The organism is Flavobacterium laiguense (assembly GCF_003097655.1).
Classification (GTDB): Bacteria; Bacteroidota; Bacteroidia; order Flavobacteriales; family Flavobacteriaceae; genus Flavobacterium; species Flavobacterium laiguense.
The window spans coordinates 105,143-125,620 of the sequence record NZ_QCZH01000001.1; the positions used below are offsets into that span (position 1 = coordinate 105,143).

At 34.7% G+C, this 20,478-nt stretch carries 17 protein-coding genes and 1 tRNA gene; 12 read left to right on the forward strand and 6 right to left on the reverse strand.

The window, feature by feature from the left end:
- Window positions 1-11: 11 nt before the first annotated feature.
- Both DB891_RS00500 and DB891_RS00505 read left to right on the forward strand, forming a co-directional pair.
- Window positions 12-1,016: a hypothetical protein gene (locus tag DB891_RS00500; RefSeq protein ID WP_116760303.1), complete on the forward strand. Its 1,005-nt coding sequence runs from the start codon at window positions 12-14 to the stop codon at window positions 1,014-1,016.
- Window positions 976-3,237, forward strand: a complete 2,262-nt coding sequence (locus DB891_RS00505; protein WP_116759517.1) for a hypothetical protein — start codon at window positions 976-978, stop codon at window positions 3,235-3,237. Before DB891_RS00500 ends, DB891_RS00505 begins: the two co-directional genes overlap by 41 nt.
- A 3-nt stretch (window positions 3,238-3,240) precedes the next feature.
- On the opposite strand, the gene DB891_RS00510 is transcribed toward DB891_RS00505, so the two are convergent.
- Complete coding sequence (locus DB891_RS00510) at window positions 3,241-3,924, reverse strand: ComF family protein (RefSeq protein WP_116759519.1); 684 nt, start codon at window positions 3,922-3,924, stop codon at window positions 3,241-3,243.
- A 516-nt stretch (window positions 3,925-4,440) separates the two neighbouring features.
- On the opposite strand from DB891_RS00510, the gene DB891_RS00515 reads away from it, so the two are divergent.
- The 5 genes from DB891_RS00515 (at window position 4,441) to DB891_RS00540 (ending at window position 10,692) form a co-directional block, all read left to right on the forward strand.
- Window positions 4,441-5,982: a glycine--tRNA ligase gene (locus DB891_RS00515; RefSeq protein WP_116759521.1), complete on the forward strand. Its 1,542-nt coding sequence runs from the start codon at window positions 4,441-4,443 to the stop codon at window positions 5,980-5,982.
- A 460-nt stretch (window positions 5,983-6,442) separates the two neighbouring features.
- On the forward strand, window positions 6,443-7,417 hold the full coding sequence (locus tag DB891_RS17680; protein WP_223256015.1) for a LytR/AlgR family response regulator transcription factor: 975 nt from the start codon (window positions 6,443-6,445) through the stop codon (window positions 7,415-7,417).
- Between the two features lie 173 nt (window positions 7,418-7,590).
- Entirely contained in the window at window positions 7,591-7,851 is a 261-nt protein-coding gene (locus tag DB891_RS17535) for a 3-oxoacyl-ACP reductase (protein WP_189337075.1), read from the forward strand.
- A 100-nt stretch (window positions 7,852-7,951) separates the two neighbouring features.
- Window positions 7,952-10,000, forward strand: coding sequence for an ATP-binding protein (locus tag DB891_RS00535; protein ID WP_223256016.1), 2,049 nt, complete (start codon window positions 7,952-7,954; stop codon window positions 9,998-10,000).
- The gene (locus DB891_RS00540) at window positions 9,997-10,692 is read left to right on the forward strand and encodes a response regulator (protein ID WP_116759523.1); all 696 of its coding nucleotides are present in this window, start codon (window positions 9,997-9,999) and stop codon (window positions 10,690-10,692) included. Before DB891_RS00535 ends, DB891_RS00540 begins: the two co-directional genes overlap by 4 nt.
- Before the next feature lie 90 nt (window positions 10,693-10,782).
- Here DB891_RS00540 and thiL read toward each other — a convergent pair whose 3' ends face one another.
- Window positions 10,783-11,829: a thiamine-phosphate kinase gene (thiL, locus tag DB891_RS00545; protein WP_116759525.1), complete on the reverse strand. Its 1,047-nt coding sequence runs from the start codon at window positions 11,827-11,829 to the stop codon at window positions 10,783-10,785.
- Window positions 11,830-11,986: 157 nt separating this feature from the next.
- On the opposite strand from thiL, the gene DB891_RS00550 reads away from it, so the two are divergent.
- Together DB891_RS00550 and DB891_RS00555 are read left to right on the forward strand one after the other, a co-directional pair.
- Window positions 11,987-12,919, forward strand: coding sequence for a 1-phosphofructokinase family hexose kinase (locus DB891_RS00550; protein ID WP_116759527.1), 933 nt, complete (start codon window positions 11,987-11,989; stop codon window positions 12,917-12,919).
- Window positions 12,920-13,013: 94 nt separating this feature from the next.
- Window positions 13,014-13,496: a DinB family protein gene (locus DB891_RS00555; protein ID WP_116760307.1), complete on the forward strand. Its 483-nt coding sequence runs from the start codon at window positions 13,014-13,016 to the stop codon at window positions 13,494-13,496.
- A 45-nt stretch (window positions 13,497-13,541) separates the two neighbouring features.
- On the opposite strand, the gene DB891_RS00560 is transcribed toward DB891_RS00555, so the two are convergent.
- Window positions 13,542-14,501 carry a helix-turn-helix transcriptional regulator gene (locus DB891_RS00560; protein WP_116759529.1) on the reverse strand — a complete coding sequence of 320 codons (960 nt, stop codon included), beginning with the start codon at window positions 14,499-14,501 and terminating at the stop codon, window positions 13,542-13,544.
- A 134-nt stretch (window positions 14,502-14,635) separates the two neighbouring features.
- Window positions 14,636-16,432 carry a translation elongation factor 4 gene (lepA, locus tag DB891_RS00565; RefSeq protein WP_116759531.1) on the reverse strand — a complete coding sequence of 599 codons (1,797 nt, stop codon included), beginning with the start codon at window positions 16,430-16,432 and terminating at the stop codon, window positions 14,636-14,638.
- Window positions 16,433-16,729: 297 nt separating this feature from the next.
- Between lepA and dusB the strand changes: the two genes are divergently transcribed.
- A complete protein-coding gene (gene dusB, locus DB891_RS00570) occupies window positions 16,730-17,722 on the forward strand; it encodes a tRNA dihydrouridine synthase DusB (protein ID WP_116759533.1) in 993 nt (330 codons plus the stop codon).
- A 143-nt stretch (window positions 17,723-17,865) separates the two neighbouring features.
- Here dusB and DB891_RS00575 read toward each other — a convergent pair whose 3' ends face one another.
- Both DB891_RS00575 and rbfA read right to left on the reverse strand, forming a co-directional pair.
- Window positions 17,866-19,065, reverse strand: a complete 1,200-nt coding sequence (locus DB891_RS00575) for an ABC transporter permease (RefSeq protein ID WP_116759535.1) — start codon at window positions 19,063-19,065, stop codon at window positions 17,866-17,868.
- Window positions 19,066-19,068: 3 nt separating this feature from the next.
- The gene (rbfA, locus tag DB891_RS00580; RefSeq protein ID WP_116759537.1) at window positions 19,069-19,461 is read right to left on the reverse strand and encodes a 30S ribosome-binding factor RbfA; all 393 of its coding nucleotides are present in this window, start codon (window positions 19,459-19,461) and stop codon (window positions 19,069-19,071) included.
- A gap of 245 nt (window positions 19,462-19,706) precedes the next feature.
- Here rbfA and mce point away from each other — a divergent pair, with 245 nt between their 5' ends.
- Both mce and DB891_RS00590 read left to right on the forward strand, forming a co-directional pair.
- A complete protein-coding gene (mce, locus tag DB891_RS00585; RefSeq protein WP_116759539.1) occupies window positions 19,707-20,108 on the forward strand; it encodes a methylmalonyl-CoA epimerase in 402 nt (133 codons plus the stop codon).
- A gap of 138 nt (window positions 20,109-20,246) precedes the next feature.
- Window positions 20,247-20,320, forward strand: a tRNA-Ile gene (locus DB891_RS00590).
- Window positions 20,321-20,478: the final 158 nt, after the last annotated feature.

Below are 20,478 nucleotides of genomic sequence, written 5' to 3' on the forward strand. Positions count from 1 at the left end.
ACAATCTCTCTTTGAAAAAATTATTGCTTTTTGGTTTTATTATCTGCCTCTTTTTATCTTGTCAACAAAAAGAGAAACCTTCTATTTCCTTTTATTACTGGAAAACCATATTTAGGCTTTCGCCAAAAGAAAAAAACACCTTGAGCACAAACCAGGTTAAGAGACTTTATATTCGGTATTTTGATATTGACCTAAGCCCAGAAACACAAAAAGCGTATCCCAAAAGTCCCATTCGTTTTGAAGAAACAACCTCCAATTTTGAAGTCATTCCTGTGGTCTACATCAAAAACAAGGTTATGCTCAATCCGAAATTAAACGTGCTGGATTTGGCAAAAAAAATAAATAATTTCATTCAGCAAATCAATGCAAAAAACAATATTAGTGTTCAGGAAATCCAAATTGATTGTGATTGGACCCTTACGAGCAAGGACAATTATTTGAGATTTATTGAAGCCTTTAAAAAAGTATCTGATAAAAAACTCTCGGCTACTATTCGCCTACACCAAATAAAATATTTTGAAAAAACGAAAATTCCCAATGTAGATCGAGGTGTGCTGATGTATTATAATATGGGCAAAATAGCTCCAGATTCTTTAAATTCAATCTATGATCGTAACATTGCCAGCCGTTATTTGTCAAGTCTAAAAAACTATCCATTACCTATAGACATCGCATTACCCATTTATTCTTGGGGCATACATATAAGAGACGGAAAAATAATTGGTCTTCGGAACAAAATAGACCTAAATAAATTAAAAAATAACAGTAGTTTTGTTCTTACAAAAAACAATTGGTTTACGGTTACAAATTCTAATTTCAAAGATGGTATCTATTACAAAGAAAACGATCTGTTAAAAATAGAAACAATTACTTCAACGGATTTGCTAGAAATGGCAACCGATCTTGAAGAAAACACAGTACAAAATCCTAAAGAAATTATCTTTTACGATTTAGACGAATTCAATATTAAAAATTATGATACAGCCCTTTTTGAAAAAATTATTGATTGCTTTTAGCGGCCTTACCCTTTTAGTTTATGGAACCATTTATGCTTGTGCAGATGGAGATTGGGGTTGGTCATTTGACTCTAATTTTACTCCGGAAACTTTTGTAGATAAATCCTATTCTCCACTTTTTTTATCTAATGATATTTTTTACGGAATTGGTTTTGATACTGAACATCGGACAAGATTCAACTCCGAGAATGTAAAAGATTGGTCGGCTTACCTTGAAGGGAAAATCAACGAGAAAGATTTGACTTTTTTCCTGACCGATTCCAGCAGCGCTGATGTTGCTGATCTAATCCTCTATTACAAAAATGGAAAGACAAATAAATTTTCGGAAAAGTGGAATAAAAAATTCAAATTAAATGACAGCCAAATAAAAGAGTTTCTGTTGTTTTTGAATGATGCCCAAACTGTTGAAATCTACTCAACCCAACAATATGATTCTTGGAATTATGACGAAACCGTACAACCCGAAAAATTAACCAATTTAAATTGGATTAAATCCATCGAAAAAAAATACAACGACTCGAAAGATTCTTTCTTAAAAAACAGGTATTGGTTTTTGGTTATAAAAGCAAGTTTCTACAGTGATCGACAAGTAAACGGGGTAAGCTTTTTTTACCAAAGCGAAAAAACAATACCCAAAAATACGTTGTATTATAGAGCACTCGCTTATGTGGCAGGTGTAGAATACAAACAAAAGAATTATGCTAAATCCAATTTTATCTACAGTCAGGTGTTTGATAAATGCCCTACTATGAGAATCGTTTCGGCTTATTGTTTTCATCCCCAAGATCAAAAAGACTGGAAACAATCGTTAGGCATGGCCAAAACTGATGATGACAAAGCCGCACTTTGGGCCATTCAGGGTTATTATAATGACGAAGAAAAAGCCATTGCCGAAATCTATAAAATACAACCCAAAAATCAACATTTAGATTTTTTATTGACCCGATTAGTCAACAATCAGGAAAATAAAATCGATCAGTCTTTCAAAGACAAAACCGTTCTTGAAAACAAAAAAAGAACCAAAGACAGCATCCATAAATCAGCTATCGATCTGGTTACCAAAATTGCACAATCAGACAAAACATCAAAACCGTATTTGTGGAATGTCGCTGCTGGATACCTAGAAACCCTAAACGGAAATTTCAAGCAAGCCGACAACCATTTTGACAAAGCCGAAAATAAAATGCCCAAAACACCTTTGGCTATTGATCAAGTTCGTTTGCTTCGATTCGTGAATAATCTTAGTAAAATTGATCAACTCAGTCCAGAAAACGAAAAAACCATACTAGCCGATTTATCTTGGTTGTATTTTGAATTGCCTAAAAAAGCTGTTGAAAATTTCCGCTACGAAAACGCCTCACAATGGAGCAAAAACTATTTGGCCGCGCTTTACCGTTCTCAAAAAAACACCGTGATGACCGAAGTTTTCAATCATGAGCCCAGTTTTTATGACAATGAAAAACAGCTGCTAGCCATGAAGGCTTTTCTATCTAAAGAAAACAAAACCGAAATAGAAAAAATTGGTGCATCTATTTATGAAATAAAACTAGCCGACATTAATTATTTTCAAGGGGTTAAAGCCACGTTCGAAAACAAAATTCCAGAGGCCATTGCGTTTATGAAACAATCGGACAAACTTCAAAACACTGTTTTTTATGGGAATCCATTTCTGGGTAACATCAAAGATTGTCACGATTGCGACCATCAGGCACCGCAAAAAAAGAAATATACGATGATTGATTTTCTGACGATTATCAAGAAAATGCAAGACAACGTGGCTAAACAAGTCGATGTTTATAACAACAATCTATTACTCGGTCATGCTTTTTACAACATTACACATTTTGGCAACGGCCGACTGTTCTATGAAGGGAATATTGCTGGATCTGGTTCTACCCCTGATTTTTTCAGAGATCCTATTCGAAATATGATTACCAATTGTTCTTTGGCAAAAGCCTATTACGAAAAAGCTTTTTTGGCTACCAAAAACATCGAACAAAAAGCCAAAACCCAATACATGATTGCCAAATGTGAGCGCAACGACTATTACAACAAAAAATACTATTCGCTTAATTTATCAACTTGGGACATTCAGGACGACGAGACCAATTTTATTGCTTGGCAAGGTTTCAAGATTCTAAAGGCAAATTATTCAAAAACGAAATACTATAAAGAAATCATCAACGAATGTGGGTATTTTAAAACGTATGTTCGAAAATAGGAATCAGGAATGCGCCATCGCCATACAAACAATACTAATCTTAGCACCCGGAATTTTAAGCAACGCTCTCGAACAGGCTTCGAGAGTGGCACCGGTAGTTAGCACATCATCAATCAGGAGATAGTGTTTATTCTCATCTTCTTCGGTGAAAGCAACATCAAAAACAGTCTCAATTCCTTCGGATCTTCCCAAAAGATTTTTCTTTGATTGGGTTTTAGAATACACTTTCCGAAATAAAAGTTGATCATTTAAAGGGATTTTGAAACTCTCGGATAATGCCAAACCAAAATTCGTAACCTGATTATAGCCTCTCTCTTTCAACCTTTTTTTATGTAAAGGAACCGGAATAATCACATCTACATTTTTTGCTATTGCACTGTTCTTTAAATCGGCTGCATACCATTCGCCCAAAACAGTTCCTATCTCTTCATGTCCTTTGTATTTCAAATTATGAATCAATTCCTGAACGATTCCCTTTTTATGAAAATATAACAAAGCCGAAGCATATTCGACTGGAATTTGACCATAAAATTTCTTGAAAGCTTCATTTTCAGGATTCAGATGATGGTTCGTTAAGGGTAATTCGTGTCGGCAAACCGTACAAATCACATATTCATTCGTGCCTATAAATGATTTACAGCCAGCACAAACCTTTGGGAAAAACAAATTTATCAGGGAATTAAACATAAAAAATAGATTTATCTATAAAAATTAAGTCGAATTACTTAAATACTAATACAGAACCCGTTGGGTGTAATTCAAAAAACATTTCTTTTTACCACATAGAAACATAGAAATAAAACTTCTAATTAAAGAAATAATAGAAAATAGCACTATTTTTCGCATAGCTTGACTATGTGAAAAGTAAAACATCTATCAAATTCTTTTAAATACTATAATTTCTATGTTTCTATGTGGTGAAAAATCAGTTACACCCAACGGGTTAATACATAGTCTAATGTAATCAAACTTTGCTGTAGTTTTTAACTAATGTAGCTATTTTAGGCTAACATTTTTAAAATGAAATATTTGCGTTTAAAACAAAAACACACATCCAAACCCCTCTCAAGAGGGGAATTCGACCCCGCTAACATTTAACTTTAGTTGTTTTTTAAGTAAATAACTCGAAAAATAAGAAACCCAAGCCTTCAAATTTCATTTTTTTTCTTTTTTTAATTTCTCTTTTTATATTTTTGCAGTATTATGGCAAAACAAGAAGATTTATTTAAGAATGTAGTTTCGCACGCAAAAGAGTACGGATTTATTTTTCCGTCAAGCGAAATATACGATGGTTTAAGTGCAGTCTATGATTATGCACAAAACGGAGTAGAATTAAAAAAGAACATACGCGAATATTGGTGGAAATCGATGGTTCAAATGAACGATAACATCGTAGGACTAGACGCGTCTATATTGATGCACCCAACCACTTGGAAAGCGTCCGGTCACGTAGATGCATTCAATGATCCATTAATAGACAACAAAGATTCGAAAAGAAGATACAGAGCCGATGTCCTGATTGAAGATTATGCTGAAAAGCTGAATCAAAAAGCAATCAAGGAAATCGAAAAAGCCAGAGCTCGTTTTGGAGAAACTTTCAACGAACAGGAATTTGTAACCACCAACGCAAGAGTGATGGAATACAAAGCCAAGGAAAGAGAAATTCTGGAAAGAATGGCTCGTTCTCTTGGTAATGAAGACCTTGATGATGTAAAAGCGTTAATCGAAGAGCTAGAAATCGCCTGTCCAGAATCAGGTTCTAGAAATTGGACTGAAGTACGTCAATTCAACTTGATGTTTGGAACCAAACTAGGCGCATCTGCTGATTCGGCTATGGATTTGTATTTACGTCCAGAAACCGCTCAAGGTATTTTTGTAAATTTCTTAAATGTACAAAAATCAGGAAGAATGAAAGTTCCTTTTGGTATTGCACAAACGGGTAAAGCCTTTAGAAACGAAATCGTTGCAAGACAATTCATCTTCCGTATGCGTGAGTTTGAACAAATGGAAATGCAATTTTTTGTGCGTCCAGGCGAAGAAATGCAATGGTACGAACATTGGAAAACCACTCGTTTGAACTGGCATTTATCGCTAGGTTTAGGAAAAGAAAATTACCGTTTTCACGATCACGAAAAACTAGCCCATTATGCCAATGCAGCTGCCGATATTGAGTTTAATTTCCCTTTTGGTTTCAAGGAATTAGAAGGAATTCACTCCAGAACAGACTTTGACTTAAAAGCTCACGAACAGCACTCGGGTAGAAAATTACAATATTTTGATGCCGAATTGAATCAAAATTATGTTCCTTATGTGGTAGAAACTTCAGTAGGATTAGATAGAATGTTCTTGGCAGTTTTCGCCACTTCCCTAAAAGAAGAAACGCTAGAAGATGGTTCTACCAGAACAGTATTGAAATTACCTGCTGTTTTAGCTCCAACCAAAGCAGCTATATTTCCTTTGGTTAAAAAAGATGGATTGCCAGAAATCGCACATAAAATTATCGAGGATTTAAGATGGGATTTCAACGTAGCCTATGATGAAAAAGATGCCGTAGGACGTCGTTACAGAAGACAAGATGCTCTAGGAACTCCATTTTGCATCACTGTTGATCATCAAACGATAGAAGATCAAACGGTAACCATTCGCCACAGAGATACCATGAAACAAGATCGTGTAGCCATTGCCGATTTGAAATCAATTATCGAAAACGAAGTTTCCATGAAAAACTGGTTAATGAAAATGTAATCACTGATTCTATGTTAATACAAAAGGTGCTTCCCAATTGAGAAGCACCTTTTTTTTGATCATTGAATGGACGAAAAATTTATTCCTAGCGTTTTTCTTATTTATCTTTTGCTTGAAAAATATTAATACTATTTCGATTGTTTTTTTACTGCTAAAAACATGTAATTTATCGCATTTATAAGTACTTAATCGTAATCTATTGACAAATAAGCTTAAAAAAAATTGATTTGCGTAATTTTATTTTGTTGAAACCGCTATGAAGAAATTTTCTTCCAATAAAAATGAAAAAGCGGTTCCTGACAACCAAATTTTAAATATTTTTTTTCGTAAGAAATAGCATCATTTCCAATTTTGAATTACAATTAGTTAATTTTTTCTCATTAGTCTCAATGAAATACCATAATTAACTAAAGCAAAAATCTACCAGAAGAACTACAGTTCACAAATAGGTAAACTACTAATGAGTTATTCGTACATTATAATTGACGATGAACCAGAAAGTGTTTTGAAAACTAAAGCTATTGCTGATGGTTTTTCAGAGCTCTACTTTATAGCGGTAGCCTATAATTATACTGATGCCTTAAATTTAATTATAGAACATAACCCCAAATTAATTTTTCTAGAAATAGACCCAGCCAACAAAAAAAGCGATCTCTCCTTGAATCTAATTAATGCACTGTATAGATACTTAAAAGTAATTCCTAAAATTATTATAACCACCACAAAAAAAGATTTAGCCTTTGAGGCCATCGAATACGAAGTAACCGATTATTTGATAAAGCCATTAAAATCTATCGATTTTAAAAAGTTAATTTTAAAACTGGAAAAATCACATTGCGATGATGAGATTATTTTATTTCAATCCAACAATTTAGAAGAAAATGAATCCTCAAACTTAAAAGCCGATGATTCACAATCTGATGAAAATATTATTTTATTTCAATCCAACAATTTAGAAGAAAACGAATCCTCAAATTTAAAAGCCGATGATTCACATTCCGATGATGAGATTATTTTATTTCAATCCAATCATTTAGAAGAAAACACACCATCAGCTACAACTATTGAAACCCCAACCAAGAAAAAAAACCCTGTTTTATGTGTCAAATCGTATGGAGATCATCGGTATATTGATTCAAAAGACATTTGTTATTTACAAGCCGATAATAATTCAACCGATATTCATCTAAATAACGGTGAAGTAATCACCGCTTTCAAAACTTTGAAACATTTTGAAGCCGTTCTAACAATCCCATTTATTAGAATTCACAACAGCTACATTATCAATCGCAATTATATATCCAGGATTCACACCGGAAATTCCGTTTGCTATATTAAGAACACCACAGTAAAACTTCCGTTTTCTAAGTCCTATAAAAAAAATATAGATTTCATTATAAGTGACTTTTCCAACGAAAACTACATAGAGATCTAAAAACCAGTCATTTACCCTGATTTGATGCTCATTCACTAACAAACCAAGGTCAACTACCACAAACGCTTTTCAATGTAAGAAAAATTTAAGTTTCTTATGTAGTTTTACAAAAGAAATTCCTGCAAAATGGAACTAAAATCGTAAAACTTTAAAAAACATAAAAACTAGAAATCATGAAAAAAGCTACCTTAACAATCGGATTATTTACATTAGTAATGGTATTAACTTCTTTTACTACACCAGAAACAACTGCTTCAACAATTGCTGACAATACTACTAACTCCCCTATTGATGGGAATGGAGGACAAGACACTGGAGGCAATCGAAAACACGATTTTACAGGTGATGCAACAATCACAGTCTCAACAATTCAAATAGCCGACATTGACGGAAATGGCGGGCAAGATACAGGAGGCAATCGAAAACACGATTAATGCTATTTTCAAAATTAACACAAAGGGGCTGTCATTTAATTGACAGTCCTTTTTTTATATCAAAAGATTTAGTATTTTTGATACAACTCAAAACCTACTATTGAAAAAATATTCCTTCATATTATTATTTTTTCTGATTCTTCTAATTGGCTGTACCAATAAAAATAATCCAGAACGAAAAGTCACGCCCTCAGAAGATAGTCTATCATCTTACCTATCGCTAGCCAATGATCTTCGTTTACCACTTGAATTTAAGCAGAAATACAATCGGAAAGCATTTGAAATCATCATTAACCAAAAAGACGATTCCATAAATAGAGTGAATTTATTCAAAATAGCTAATCGCTATTACAACATGAACGATTGGAAAGGTTATTTTTATACTTCCAAACTCATTTTAGAACGATCAAAAAATAGCCATGATACAGTCAATATAGCTAAAGCTTATACCTATTTAGGAGATTACTATGGTGCAAAAAACATTTCGGATAGTGCTTTTTATTATTATTTTAAAGCTGAAAAACAATACCTTAATCTTAATGACAACTACAATCTTGCCAAAACACGAATTAGTAAAGCAAATTTACAATACAGTGAAAACGATTATTTTAATAGCGAAATAGCAATTTTTAGAGCTTTACGGGCTCTAAAAGAAGAAAAGGCCAATGATTTACGTTATGAATCATACAACCTTCTGGGTATTTTATACAATCAAAGAGAAGAATACGACAAAGCTTTAGAATACCACAACAAAGCTTTATTAAGTATCGACGACAAATCAATACCGCCAGATTTTCAATACAAAGCATCTTCCTTAAATAATATGGGGTATGTGTATTTGAACCTGAAAAATTACAACCAAGCCAAAAGCTACTTCCAAAAAGGATTAGAAGAACAAAACTTATTTGTAGATAAACCCAAATTATACGCCATGTTATTGGATAATTTGGCTTATGCCAAATTCAAACTTAACGAATCTAATGGACTTCCGGAACAGTTTTACAGGGCTCTTAAAATCAGAGATAGTTTGAACCTCACCGCAGGAGTCATTATCAACAAAACCCATTTATCCGAGTATTTTGCATACAAAAAGGACACTTTAAAAGCCGTTCGATATGCCAAACAAGCACTTGCTTTGTCTAGAAGCACCAACCGTCTAGGAAGTATCCTGGAAACCCTTAAACAGATGGGGGTCGTAGATCCCAAAAATGCTTCTAAATATTCTAAAGAATACATCCTTATCAATGATCGTTTACAAAAAGCTGAACGAAAAATGGGTGAAAAATTTTCTAGAATAGAATATGAAACGGATCAAATTAAAGTTGAAAACATCCATTTAGAAGATAAAAATAAGAAATTATTGTTTATTTTTGGCGGATTAGCCATTCTAGCCGCTTTATTGTACATCATTAAAGCACAAAAAACCAAGCAACGAGAATTGTTGTTCATTCAACAACAACAACAAGCCAATACCGACATTTATAACTTACTAATTTCACAGCAAAACACTATAGAAATCAATAGTATAAAAGAGAAAAAAAGAGTGGCACAAGAATTACACGATGGTGTTTTGGGAAGGATGTTTGGTGTTCGAATTAATTTGGATAGTTTAAATAAAATTAAAGATGACTCCGGAATAGAAAAAAGACTCAATTACTTAACCGAACTAAAAAATATCGAACAAGATATACGTGAAATTTCACATAACCTGAATAGAGAGAAGTCAGAATTAATCAACAACTTCGTCGCGATAGTCACTAATTTATTTGAAGAACAAAAGAAAACCTATAAATCTACATTTGTTCACAGTATTGACACTGCCATAAAATGGGATCAGATTGACAATGCCATTAAAATTAATTTATATCGAATTCTTCAGGAATCCTTACAGAATTGCAACAAATATGCTAATGCGACAACTATAAATGTTGAAATCGAAAAACAGGATATGGATTTGGTTCTAAAAATTATTGACAATGGAATAGGGTTTAATGTAAACCGGGCCAAAAAAGGGATTGGATTACTCAATATAAAGTCACGCACAAATGAATGTAAAGGTACCCTAGAACTAAAATCAAAAAAAGAGGAAGGTACCTCCGTTACTATAATTGTCCCGATAGAACAAACACATAAAACGACAACAAAATGATAGTTGACTCAAACGTGGAACCATTAATTAAGAAAAATATTTTAATAGTAGACGATCATCCCTTTATCATCGACGGCTATAAAAATGCAATTACGAGATACAATCCCAACCTATACGAATACTTTTTTTCTCAAGGCAAGGACTGTCAGTCAGGATATGAAATCATAACAAATCCTGAAACAACTCCTTTTGACGTTGCTTTTCTTGACATTAGCATGCCTGTTTACGAAGAAAAAGGAATTCATTCTGGTGAAGATTTGGCAAAATTAATTATGAAAATAATGCCCAATTGCAAAATTATTCTGCTCACCATGTACACTGAATTACTCAAGATAAAAGAAATAATAGATACCATTAATCCAGCAGGTCTGGTCATAAAAAATGATTTGACTTTTGATGAATTAATTTTTGGTTTTGACAAAGTATTGAAAGGTGAAACCTACTACAGTCATTCTATAATCAAAATGTCCAGTCAAAATGAAAATGATATTGACGGTATTGACCAATTTGACAAACTAATTTTATTTCATATTTCTAAAGGAACCAAAACTAGTGAAATTACCCAATACATTCCAATCTCTTTGAGTGCTATAGAACGAAGAAAAATTCAACTAAAAGAATTATTTAAAATTGACGACGGAAGCGATATTGAATTAGTCCGTGTGGCCAAAAATAAAGGTATTATTTTCTAAATCAGTTAAAAACAAAAAATGACACTTATTAAGTGTCATTTTTTTTCTCCTTACTCCTCTAACCAAGAAGAAGAGAGTTTTATAAAGTATCTATTCGCGTATGGCATCCCAACCTCTTGCTTTTAAGGCAATTTTAGTATTGGCTCTGGTAATTAGATGAATTCCTTCACTTTCTTGGGTCATGTGACCAATAATGCTGAAATTTGGATTGCCTTTTATCTTTTCAAAGTCTTCCATAGCAATGGTAAAGAGCAATTCATAATCCTCTCCTCCGTTGATGGCTACTGTTGTACTATCAATATTAAATTCTTCGCAAACATTGATAAATTGAGGATCTATTGGCAATTTATCTTCATATAAATTACACCCTACACCTGATTGTTTGCATAAATGCATAATTTCCGAAGATAAACCATCCGAAATATCAATCATTGAGGTAGGTTTTATTTCTAAGGCATGCAGCAAAGTACGAACGTCTTTTCGGGCTTCCGGTTTCAATTGGCGCTCAATCAAATACGTGTACGCATCCAGATCAGGTTGTGAATTTGGGTTTACCTGAAAAACTTGCTTTTCTCTTTCCAGCACTTGCAATCCCATATAAGCCGCTCCAATATCTCCTGTGACTACCAATAAATCGGTTTCTTTTGCGCCGTTTCTATAAACAATTTCGTCTTCATCAGCTTCACCAAGAACTGTGATACTGATGATTAATCCTTTTTGAGAAGAAGTGGTGTCCCCGCCTATGACATCAACTTTATATTCTTCGGCAGCATGGGTTATTCCAGCAAATAATTCTTCTAAAGCTTCTAGTGGGAAACGATTGGATACCGCTATAGAAACCGTGATTTGAGTCGCTTTGGCATTCATAGCACAAATATCAGAAATATTAACCACGACAGCTTTGTAACCCAAATGCTTCAAAGGCATGTAAGCCAAATCAAAATGTACCCCTTCAATCAATAAATCGGTCGAAACGACTACTTTCTTTTCCTTGAAATCCAATACGGCTGCGTCATCTCCAATCCCTTTTAGTGTAGAAGGTTGATTGATTCCGAAGTTTTTTGTTAAATGGTCTATCAATCCAAATTCTCCTAATTGAGCTATACTGGTGCGTTGTGGGGTTTTATCTTCAATCATTTTATTGTTTTATTACATCATTTTGACTTTTGCCAAAGCTGCAAAGGTACGAAGTTGATTTGCTTTATAAATTTAAAATGGGAGAGATTTTTATTATCCCTTTTTTACGAATTTAACTAATTTTATTGCACCTTTAATTTTCTAAAACATTCAAAAAATGACCACATACGATATCATTACTCTCACAGTTAATCCTGCTTTAGACAAAAGTGCCCATTTTAAGGGTTTGGTTGCCGAACAAAAAATTCGTTGCGAAGAACCACGCTTTGATGCTGGAGGTGGCGGAATTAATGTTTCTAAAGCCATTTCGCGTTTGGGTGGTACTTCTTTGGCGGTATTTACTTCTGGAGGGCCAACCGGAAAAATGCTGGAAGAATTGGTTGCCAAAGAATCCATCCCTTTTCAAGCCATTCATATCCAAACTTGGACTAGAGAAAGTTTTGTTGCGGTAGATGACAATACCAATTCTCAGTATCGTTTTGGCTTTACAGGAGGTGAAATCACCGACGAAGAAGAACAAGCAATTCTCAATTCCTTAGCGACTTTCAAACCAAAATTTATGGTAGCCAGTGGCAGTTTGAACGAGGGTTTGCCTACTGCTTTTTATCAAAAAGTTGCAGAAATCGCCAAAAAATCAAATTCAAAACTAATAGTGGATACCTCAGGAGAAGCCTTAAAAAAAGTAGTGGAAATTGGTGTCTATCTCATCAAGCCAAACGTAGGCGAACTAGCCAAATTAATTGGGGTAGAACGATTAGAAATGGAAGAAGTCAATGAAGCCGCCAAGCAAATCATTGCCAAAGGTGGAGCCGAAATTGTAGTGGTTTCTCTCGGGCCACAAGGAGCGGTTTTAGTCACCAAAGACAGTTATGAATTTGTCCCTGCTCCCAATGTAGCCAAGAAAAGTACCGTTGGTGCCGGTGACAGCATGGTGGGTGGGATGGTTTGGGCGCTTTCGCAAAATAAAAGCCTGAAAAAAGTCATTCGGTGGGGAGTTGCCTGCGGTTCTGCGGCCACAATGAACGAAGGAACCCAATTGTTTAAAGGTGCAGATGCGCAACGATTATTTGATTGGTTGAAGAGTAAATAATTTAAAAAAATATAAAAATAAATTTACTGCTGACAAACTGTTGCCACCGACCGTGTTTAATTTTGGAGAAGTAAAAAATCAAACCTTTAAAATTATGAAGACATTAGCAGCACAAGTTATTACCCCAGAAGATTTATTAAAACATTGGCAAGGACATCGTGCATTGACACGTCGTGTGATTGAAGCCTTTCCGGAAAAAGATTTTTTTGGATTTTCCATCGCGGGGATGCGCCCTTTTTCAAAATTGACAAATGAACTTTTGTCAATTGCTTCGCCTGCCCTAAAAGGAATTGTCAATCGAGACAGTCAACCCTTTACTGAAAAAGACACAGAAGAATTAACCACAAAAGCACAATACCTTCAAAAATGGGATGAATCAACTAAAAAAATCAATGATAACTGGCAGAAATTAGCTGTCGAAGATTTTGGTGAAACCTTTAATCTTTTTGGGCAATATGAATTTCCAATCATTCACAATATTTTTTATTTTATTGATAATGAAGTTCATCATCGAGGACAGGGATATGTCTATTTACGTGCTTTAGGCATTGAACCGCCTTTTTTCTGGGAAAGATAAAATTATTAAAACTCCTAAGATGAATTTCATTTTAGGAGTTTTTTTTTATAAAAGTAGTTGTTTATTTATTTCCAGTAATTCTAGGATTCTTGTTTTTAACCTTTCGGGTTCTATTATTTGGGCATAATCTCCAAACATCAGATACCAACGCGAAAAACCTTCTTCGACATCACGAGACATAAAGGTCATTTCGATTTGGTCGCCAACTTCTTTTTCAGAAACAAAGCCATGATATTTTCTTTCGTACGATAGATATTTTGCTATTTTTTTCTCAACAAGAATGCGCACTTTAGTAGTTGGGATACTTTCATTTTTATTCAAAAAAGTTTCTAGCGAATCATGTTCTAATGTAAAAAGAATATCCGTTTTTTTGATTCCGTGAACCCGGTCAGCCCGAAATTGTCTGTAATCTTTACGCAAATGGCAATAGCCTAACATATACCAATTGTTGTTATCATGAAAAACACCAACAGGTTCAATATGTCGCACTGTAATTCCATCTGATTGAATAGCTTCATACGAAAGAACAACTTGTGTTTTTTCGGCAATACTTTCAAAAAGTGTTGCCAAAGTATTGGGCGATTTATCATTAAAAAGTTTCCCTGATGATTGCATCAAAACACTCGATTCAATACTTGAAACCCAATCTTTATCATCGCTTCGAAGCACCGCTTTTAATTTATACATAGCCGAAGCATAATGGTTTCCAAGAGTGGTATCGGTAAATTTCTGCATTAATTTTTCAGCAGCAATAAAACTACTGGCTTCTTCTCGGGTAAACATTACTGGCGGTAATCTGTAGCCCTCCATTAAAGCATAACCAACTCCAGCTTCACTATAAATAGGAACTCCCGAAGCTTCTAATGTGCGAATGTCACGATAAATAGTTCGTAAACTAACTTCAAAACGATCTGCCAATTCTTGGGCTTTTACTATTTTTTTGGATTGCAATTGAATGAGAATTGCAACGATTCGGTCAAATCGTTTTGGGGATTCATCAAGCATAATAGAAAATCTTTATTTCAAAGATAATATTTTAGAAGGTATTTGGATTGGTGGATCTAAACAAAAAAACCTGACAACTTTCGCTGTCAGGTTTTCTCTATATTCTATTCTCTTTTTTCTTTATTCTAAAAAAACTAATCATTCAATTTCAAAACCGCCATAAACGCTTCTTGTGGAATTTCAACATTTCCAACCAATCTCATACGTTTTTTACCTTTTTTCTGTTTTTCCAGTAATTTACGTTTTCTAGAAATATCCCCACCATAACATTTGGCAGTTACATCTTTACGTAAGGCTTTTATGGTTTCACGCGAAATCACTTTCACACCAATAGCTGCCTGAACAGGAATGTCAAATTGTTGACGTGGAATTAATTCTTTCAATTTCTCACACATTTTTTTACCAATAGAATAGGCATTATCCACGTGCATCAATGAAGACAAAGCATCTACGATTGTAGCATTCAATAAAATATCAACTTTAACCAAATTTGAAGTTCTCATTCCAATTGGTGTGTAATCAAAAGAGGCATATCCTTTAGAAACCGTTTTTAGTCTATCGTAAAAGTCAAATACAATTTCAGCCAATGGCATATCAAAAGTCAATTCCACACGTTCTGTCGTCAAATACGTTTGATTGGTGATCAACCCACGTTTTTCGATGCACAAACTCATTACATTCCCAACATAATCGGCTTTTGTAATGATTGTAGCTTTTATAAAAGGCTCTTCAACGTGGTCCAAACGGGAAGGCTCTGGCAAGTCCGAAGGATTGTTTACAATAAGCACAGTTGTTGGGTCTTTTTTGGTAAAGGCATTATACGAAACGTTAGGAACAGTCGTAATAACAGTCATGTTAAACTCTCTCTCCAAACGTTCTTGGATAATTTCCATGTGCAACATTCCTAAGAATCCACAACGGAAACCAAATCCTAAAGCAGCAGAACTTTCAGGCAAAAACACCAATGAAGCATCATTCAATTGTAATTTTTCCATAGAGTTTCTCAACTCTTCATAATCTTCAGTATCTACAGGATAAATCCCCGCAAAAACCATAGGTTTTACATCTTCAAAACCAGTAATGATATTGGTTGTTGGCGTTTTTGCATCCGTCAATGTATCTCCAACTTTTACTTCTTTGGCTTCTTTTATACCCGAAATCAAATAACCAACATCTCCTGCCGAAATCACTTGTTTCGGAACTTGGTTTAATTTTAAAGTCCCAATTTCATCTGCAAAATATTCATTGCCAGTAGCCATGAATTTAATCTTTTGCCCTTTCTTAATCTGACCATTTTTGACACGGAAAATAACTTCAATCCCTCGAAACGGATTGTAATGCGAATCGAAAATCAAAGCTTGCAATGGCTCATCAACATTTCCAGATGGAGGCGGAATCTTTTCGATAATCGCAGCCAATATATTTTCTACACCAAAACCAGTTTTACCCGAAGCGTGAATAATATCTTCCAATTTACAACCCAATAAATCAATAATATCGTCACTTACTTCCTCTGGATTGGCACTTGGTAAATCTACTTTATTCAAAACCGGAATAATTTCCAAGTCATTTTCAAGAGCCAAATACAAATTCGAAATTGTTTGTGCTTGAATACTTTGCGCAGCATCCACAATCAAAAGTGCTCCTTCGCAAGCTGCAATAGAACGAGAAACTTCATAAGAGAAATCCACGTGCCCCGGTGTATCAATCAAGTTCAAGATGTATTCTTGTCCTTTATACGTGTACTCCATTTGTATGGCGTGACTTTTAATCGTGATACCACGTTCGCGCTCCAAGTCCATATTGTCCAGCAATTGTGCCTTTTCTTCACGGGCAGTTACCGTTTGAGTTGCCCCCAATAATCGGTCTGCCAATGTACTTTTTCCGTGATCAATATGTGCAATAATGCAAAAATTTCTAATATGTTTCATTTTCTTATGGTATCAAATTTTTTGGGCGTGCCGGCAGAAAAAGCCGTCGGGCTATTCGCTACAATCTTTTCCTTTTTAAAGAAAAAAGGAAAAGGATTTCCACTACTATCCCTCACACATATCGCTTTAACGACAATTAATCTGCAAATATAGTCTAAAATAAACAGTTTCAAAGTCTCAAAATCCTAAACTAATGAGTTTATTTAACCTTCTTTTATCTTTTATCTATCAGTCTATTATCTATCCATCTATTATCTATTCATCTAAAAGTTGTAATTTTGCAAAAAATAAAGGACGATGATCAAGATTGGCAACATTATATTACCCGAATTCCCCCTACTGTTAGCACCTATGGAAGATGTGAGCGACCCTCCTTTTCGCAGATTGTGCAAAACACACGGCGCCGATTTAATGTATTCTGAATTTATTTCCAGTGAAGGTCTTATTCGTGACGCCATCAAAAGCCGAATGAAATTAGACATTTTCGATTACGAAAGACCCGTAGGAATCCAAATTTTTGGTGGAGACGAAGAAGCTATGGCGCTTTCCTCCAAGATAGTTTCTACCGTAAACCCAGATTTAATAGATATTAATTTTGGTTGCCCTGTCAAAAAAGTCGTTTGCAAAGGCGCCGGTGCCGGAGTTCTGAAAGATGTAGATTTAATGATTCGCTTGACTCAAGCCGTTATTGACAGTACACATTTACCTGTTACCGTGAAAACCCGTTTAGGTTGGGATGACAATTCCATAAATATAGACGAAGTAGCCGAGCGTTTGCAAGACATTGGTGTCGCCGCTTTAAGCATCCATGCCAGAACTCGTGCCCAAATGTACAAAGGCCATTCTGACTGGTCGCATATTGCCCGTGTCAAAAACAACCCAAGAATCACAATGCCTATTTTTGGAAATGGCGATATCGACTCTCCCGAAAAAGCATTACAATATAAAAATGAATACGGTATCGACGGAATTATGATTGGTCGTGCCGCCATTGGTTATCCTTGGATTTTCAACGAAATCAAACATTACTTCAAAACAGGCGAACATTTAGCAAAACCAACTGTTGCCGACAGAGTCGAAGCAGTTCGAAATCACCTCACTTGGGCAATGGAATGGAAAGGAGAAAGACTCGGTATTGTTGAAACAAGACCCCATTACACCAATTATTTTAAGGGGATCCATTCTTTTAAACCCTTCAAACAAAAATTAGTAACTCTAGATCATCCCGAAGAATTATTTGCTGTTTTGAATGAGATAGAAGAATCTTATGCTGGATATGAGGTTGTTTAAAAATTAAAAGCTTAAACACGAATTCCACTAATTTACACAAATTAATTCGTGTAAATTAGTGGAATTCGTGTTTTGTTTTTTTTAAATCAAAAATCCTTAATCAACACCCGAGCTTTTGCGAATTGGCGAAGCAATCTAAAATCTTAGTCCAACAACTTCTTACTCACTCGACTACTCGCAATCAGCGAAGCAATAAAACCAAGAGTAACAATCGTCGCCATAACAATTAGTACATTTTCCAGTGTGAAAATTACTGGATAAGCCAGTGTAGGAGTTATCATAATCAATTGGTACTGTTGTTGTAACAATACAAATCCAATTCCCAACAACAAACCAATAATTCCTCCAAAAACACTCAATAAAGTCCCTTGCAGCAAGAATATATTTCTCAGATCTTTGATGTCCGTCCCTAGATTAAAAAGAGTTTTTAGGTTTCCTTTTTTATCCAAAATCATCATGATAAGCGCACCAATCAAGTTGAAAAGTGCCACTATAATCACCAACGTAAATATCAAATACACCGCTATATTCTCGGTGTTTAGCATTTTATACAAAGCCTCATTCAGTTGCTCCTTATTTTTTACGGTAATTTTATTCTTGAAAATCGATTGAAGTTTACCGACAACAGCACCTTCATCGGCTCCTTGTTTTAATTTAATTTCAAGACTCGAAATCTGATTGGTTTTGTATTCCAATAATTCTTGTGCCAAACCCAAATCGGCAAACACATACTTAGAATCCAAATCTTCACTGATCGCATAAATTCCAACCGGAAAAACATCCGTCGAATTAAACGCCTGAGCCGGATTTTCAATAGCGCCCTTTCCTGGTTTTGGGACAAAAACCTCTAAGGCATTATTATAATCAAGCAAACCCATCGAAAACTTTTGAGCAATTCCGTATCCCACCACCACTTGATAAGTATCCGGTTTTAACCATTGCCCATTGTATAATTTTTTATTAAAATCGCTAACGGTGTTAAAAGTAGCATCAACACCTTTCAGATAAGTAACCTCTTGTTTTCCATTAAAAGTAAACAACACCCTTTCTTCAATAACCTTAGAATAAGATGCAATACCTTCAATTTTTTTAATCTCTTTTTCCTGTTCTGGTACAATAAAAAAAGATTTTCCAAGCGTGCTGCTTATTTTAAGATCGGGGTCAATATCATTCGTAAACGAAAGACTAAATTCCTTCAACCCCGTAAAAACCGAGAGCACAACAAACAATGCCATGGCCCCCACAATAATCCCCATACTGGCAATACGGTTAATAATATTGATAGCATTATTTTTGCTTTTGCTAAAAATATACCGCTTGGCTATGTAAAGAGGAAAATTCAAATTTTATTGAAATCTGCGTTTATCCAACAAATCTCTATTTTCTATCGGATTTTCTTGGTTTTTCAATGCGTTGTCAATCTTCTCGATATAATCCAAAGAATCATCAATAAAGAAAACCAAATTAGGAACTTTACGCAATTGCAAACGTACTCTTTGCGATAAATCGTGCTTAATCAAAGTCGAATTCGTCTTGATTGCTTGCAATGTTTCCTTCGCCTTTTCCTGAGGAAAAATACTTAAATGCACCGTCGCCACAGACAAATCTGTAGTTACAATAACTTTGGATACTGAAATTATCAAATTCGTAATTCCATTTTTTCTCACTTCACCTTGCAAAATGTCAACCAAATCTTTTTGGATAACCCCGCCTATTTTTTTCTGTCTATTTGTTTCCATAGTGCAAAAATACTATTTTTTTAAGAGACCACCTTACAAAGTCATAAACTCATAAAGTTTTTTATATTTGTTTTATGATTTAGGAGCAGAAAATTAGGCTTTTTCAGGAGGCAAAGTTCCTGCTGTCATTCCAATCTTTTTATTCCGAAAAAAAATCGGAATAAAAAGGATTTTCCCCTCCATCAGGGCTAAAGAGAAGCAATAGTTCTTTTTTGGAAATATTTAAAAAAACAAAACATCACACCATGAGAAAAATAGAACACATCGGCATCGCAGTCAAAAACTTGGAAGTCTCCAACTTATTATTCGAAAAACTCTTTGGCGCACCAGCCTACAAACAAGAAGAAGTCGCCAGTGAAGGCGTAAAAACATCCTTTTTCATGAATGGACCCAACAAAATAGAACTTCTGGAAGCCACCAATCCCGAAAGTCCCATAGCCAAGTTCCTCGAAAAAAGAGGAGAAGGAATCCATCACATCGCTTTTGATGTAGAAGACATCCTTTCCGAAATCGAACGCCTCAAATCAGAAGGTTTCATAGTCCTAAACGAAACCCCAAAAAAGGGAGCCGATAATAAATTAGTCGCTTTTTTACATCCAAAAGGCACCAATGGCGTACTAATTGAATTGTGTCAAGAAATAAAATAAACAAAATTAAAAATTTAGTCAATTCATAATCAGTGGTTTTTGAAACAGTTTAGTCAAATTCCATAAATAATCTCAAAATCTACCCTAAAAATACTTGTAACAATAAAATAATTGTAGTAATATTGCAAACTCTTAACCGGTCCTATAGCTCAGCTGGTTAGAGCACCTGACTCATAATCAGGTGGTCCCTGGTTCGAGCCCAGGTGGGACCACAATTTAAAACCCCTCATATCAACTGATATCGAGGGGTTTATTTTTTTCTACAGAAACGAAGCTGTTTTTTAATTTAATATTCCTACAGGCAAATACAGTTAAAAACACAGAACAACAACCTGTTCTCAATATTTTAGTAAGTATATACCTTGTAAAT

Excerpts from the sequence above, each read along its gene's own strand:
- DB891_RS00505 (WP_116759517.1), top strand. The coding sequence starts at position 976 with ATGATACAGCCCTTTTTGAAAAAATTATTGATTGCTTTTAGCGGCCTT.
- DB891_RS00510 (WP_116759519.1), bottom strand. The coding sequence starts at position 3,924 with ATGTTTAATTCCCTGATAAATTTGTTTTTCCCAAAGGTTTGTGCTGGC.
- DB891_RS00515 (WP_116759521.1), top strand. The coding sequence starts at position 4,441 with ATGGCAAAACAAGAAGATTTATTTAAGAATGTAGTTTCGCACGCAAAA.
- DB891_RS17680 (WP_223256015.1), top strand. The coding sequence starts at position 6,443 with ATGAGTTATTCGTACATTATAATTGACGATGAACCAGAAAGTGTTTTG.
- DB891_RS17535 (WP_189337075.1), top strand. The coding sequence starts at position 7,591 with ATGAAAAAAGCTACCTTAACAATCGGATTATTTACATTAGTAATGGTA.
- DB891_RS00540 (WP_116759523.1), top strand. The coding sequence starts at position 9,997 with ATGATAGTTGACTCAAACGTGGAACCATTAATTAAGAAAAATATTTTA.
- thiL (WP_116759525.1), bottom strand. The coding sequence starts at position 11,829 with ATGATTGAAGATAAAACCCCACAACGCACCAGTATAGCTCAATTAGGA.
- DB891_RS00550 (WP_116759527.1), top strand. The coding sequence starts at position 11,987 with ATGACCACATACGATATCATTACTCTCACAGTTAATCCTGCTTTAGAC.
- DB891_RS00555 (WP_116760307.1), top strand. The coding sequence starts at position 13,014 with ATGAAGACATTAGCAGCACAAGTTATTACCCCAGAAGATTTATTAAAA.
- DB891_RS00560 (WP_116759529.1), bottom strand. The coding sequence starts at position 14,501 with ATGCTTGATGAATCCCCAAAACGATTTGACCGAATCGTTGCAATTCTC.
- lepA (WP_116759531.1), bottom strand. The coding sequence starts at position 16,432 with ATGAAACATATTAGAAATTTTTGCATTATTGCACATATTGATCACGGA.
- dusB (WP_116759533.1), top strand. The coding sequence starts at position 16,730 with ATGATCAAGATTGGCAACATTATATTACCCGAATTCCCCCTACTGTTA.
- rbfA (WP_116759537.1), bottom strand. The coding sequence starts at position 19,461 with ATGGAAACAAATAGACAGAAAAAAATAGGCGGGGTTATCCAAAAAGAT.
- mce (WP_116759539.1), top strand. The coding sequence starts at position 19,707 with ATGAGAAAAATAGAACACATCGGCATCGCAGTCAAAAACTTGGAAGTC.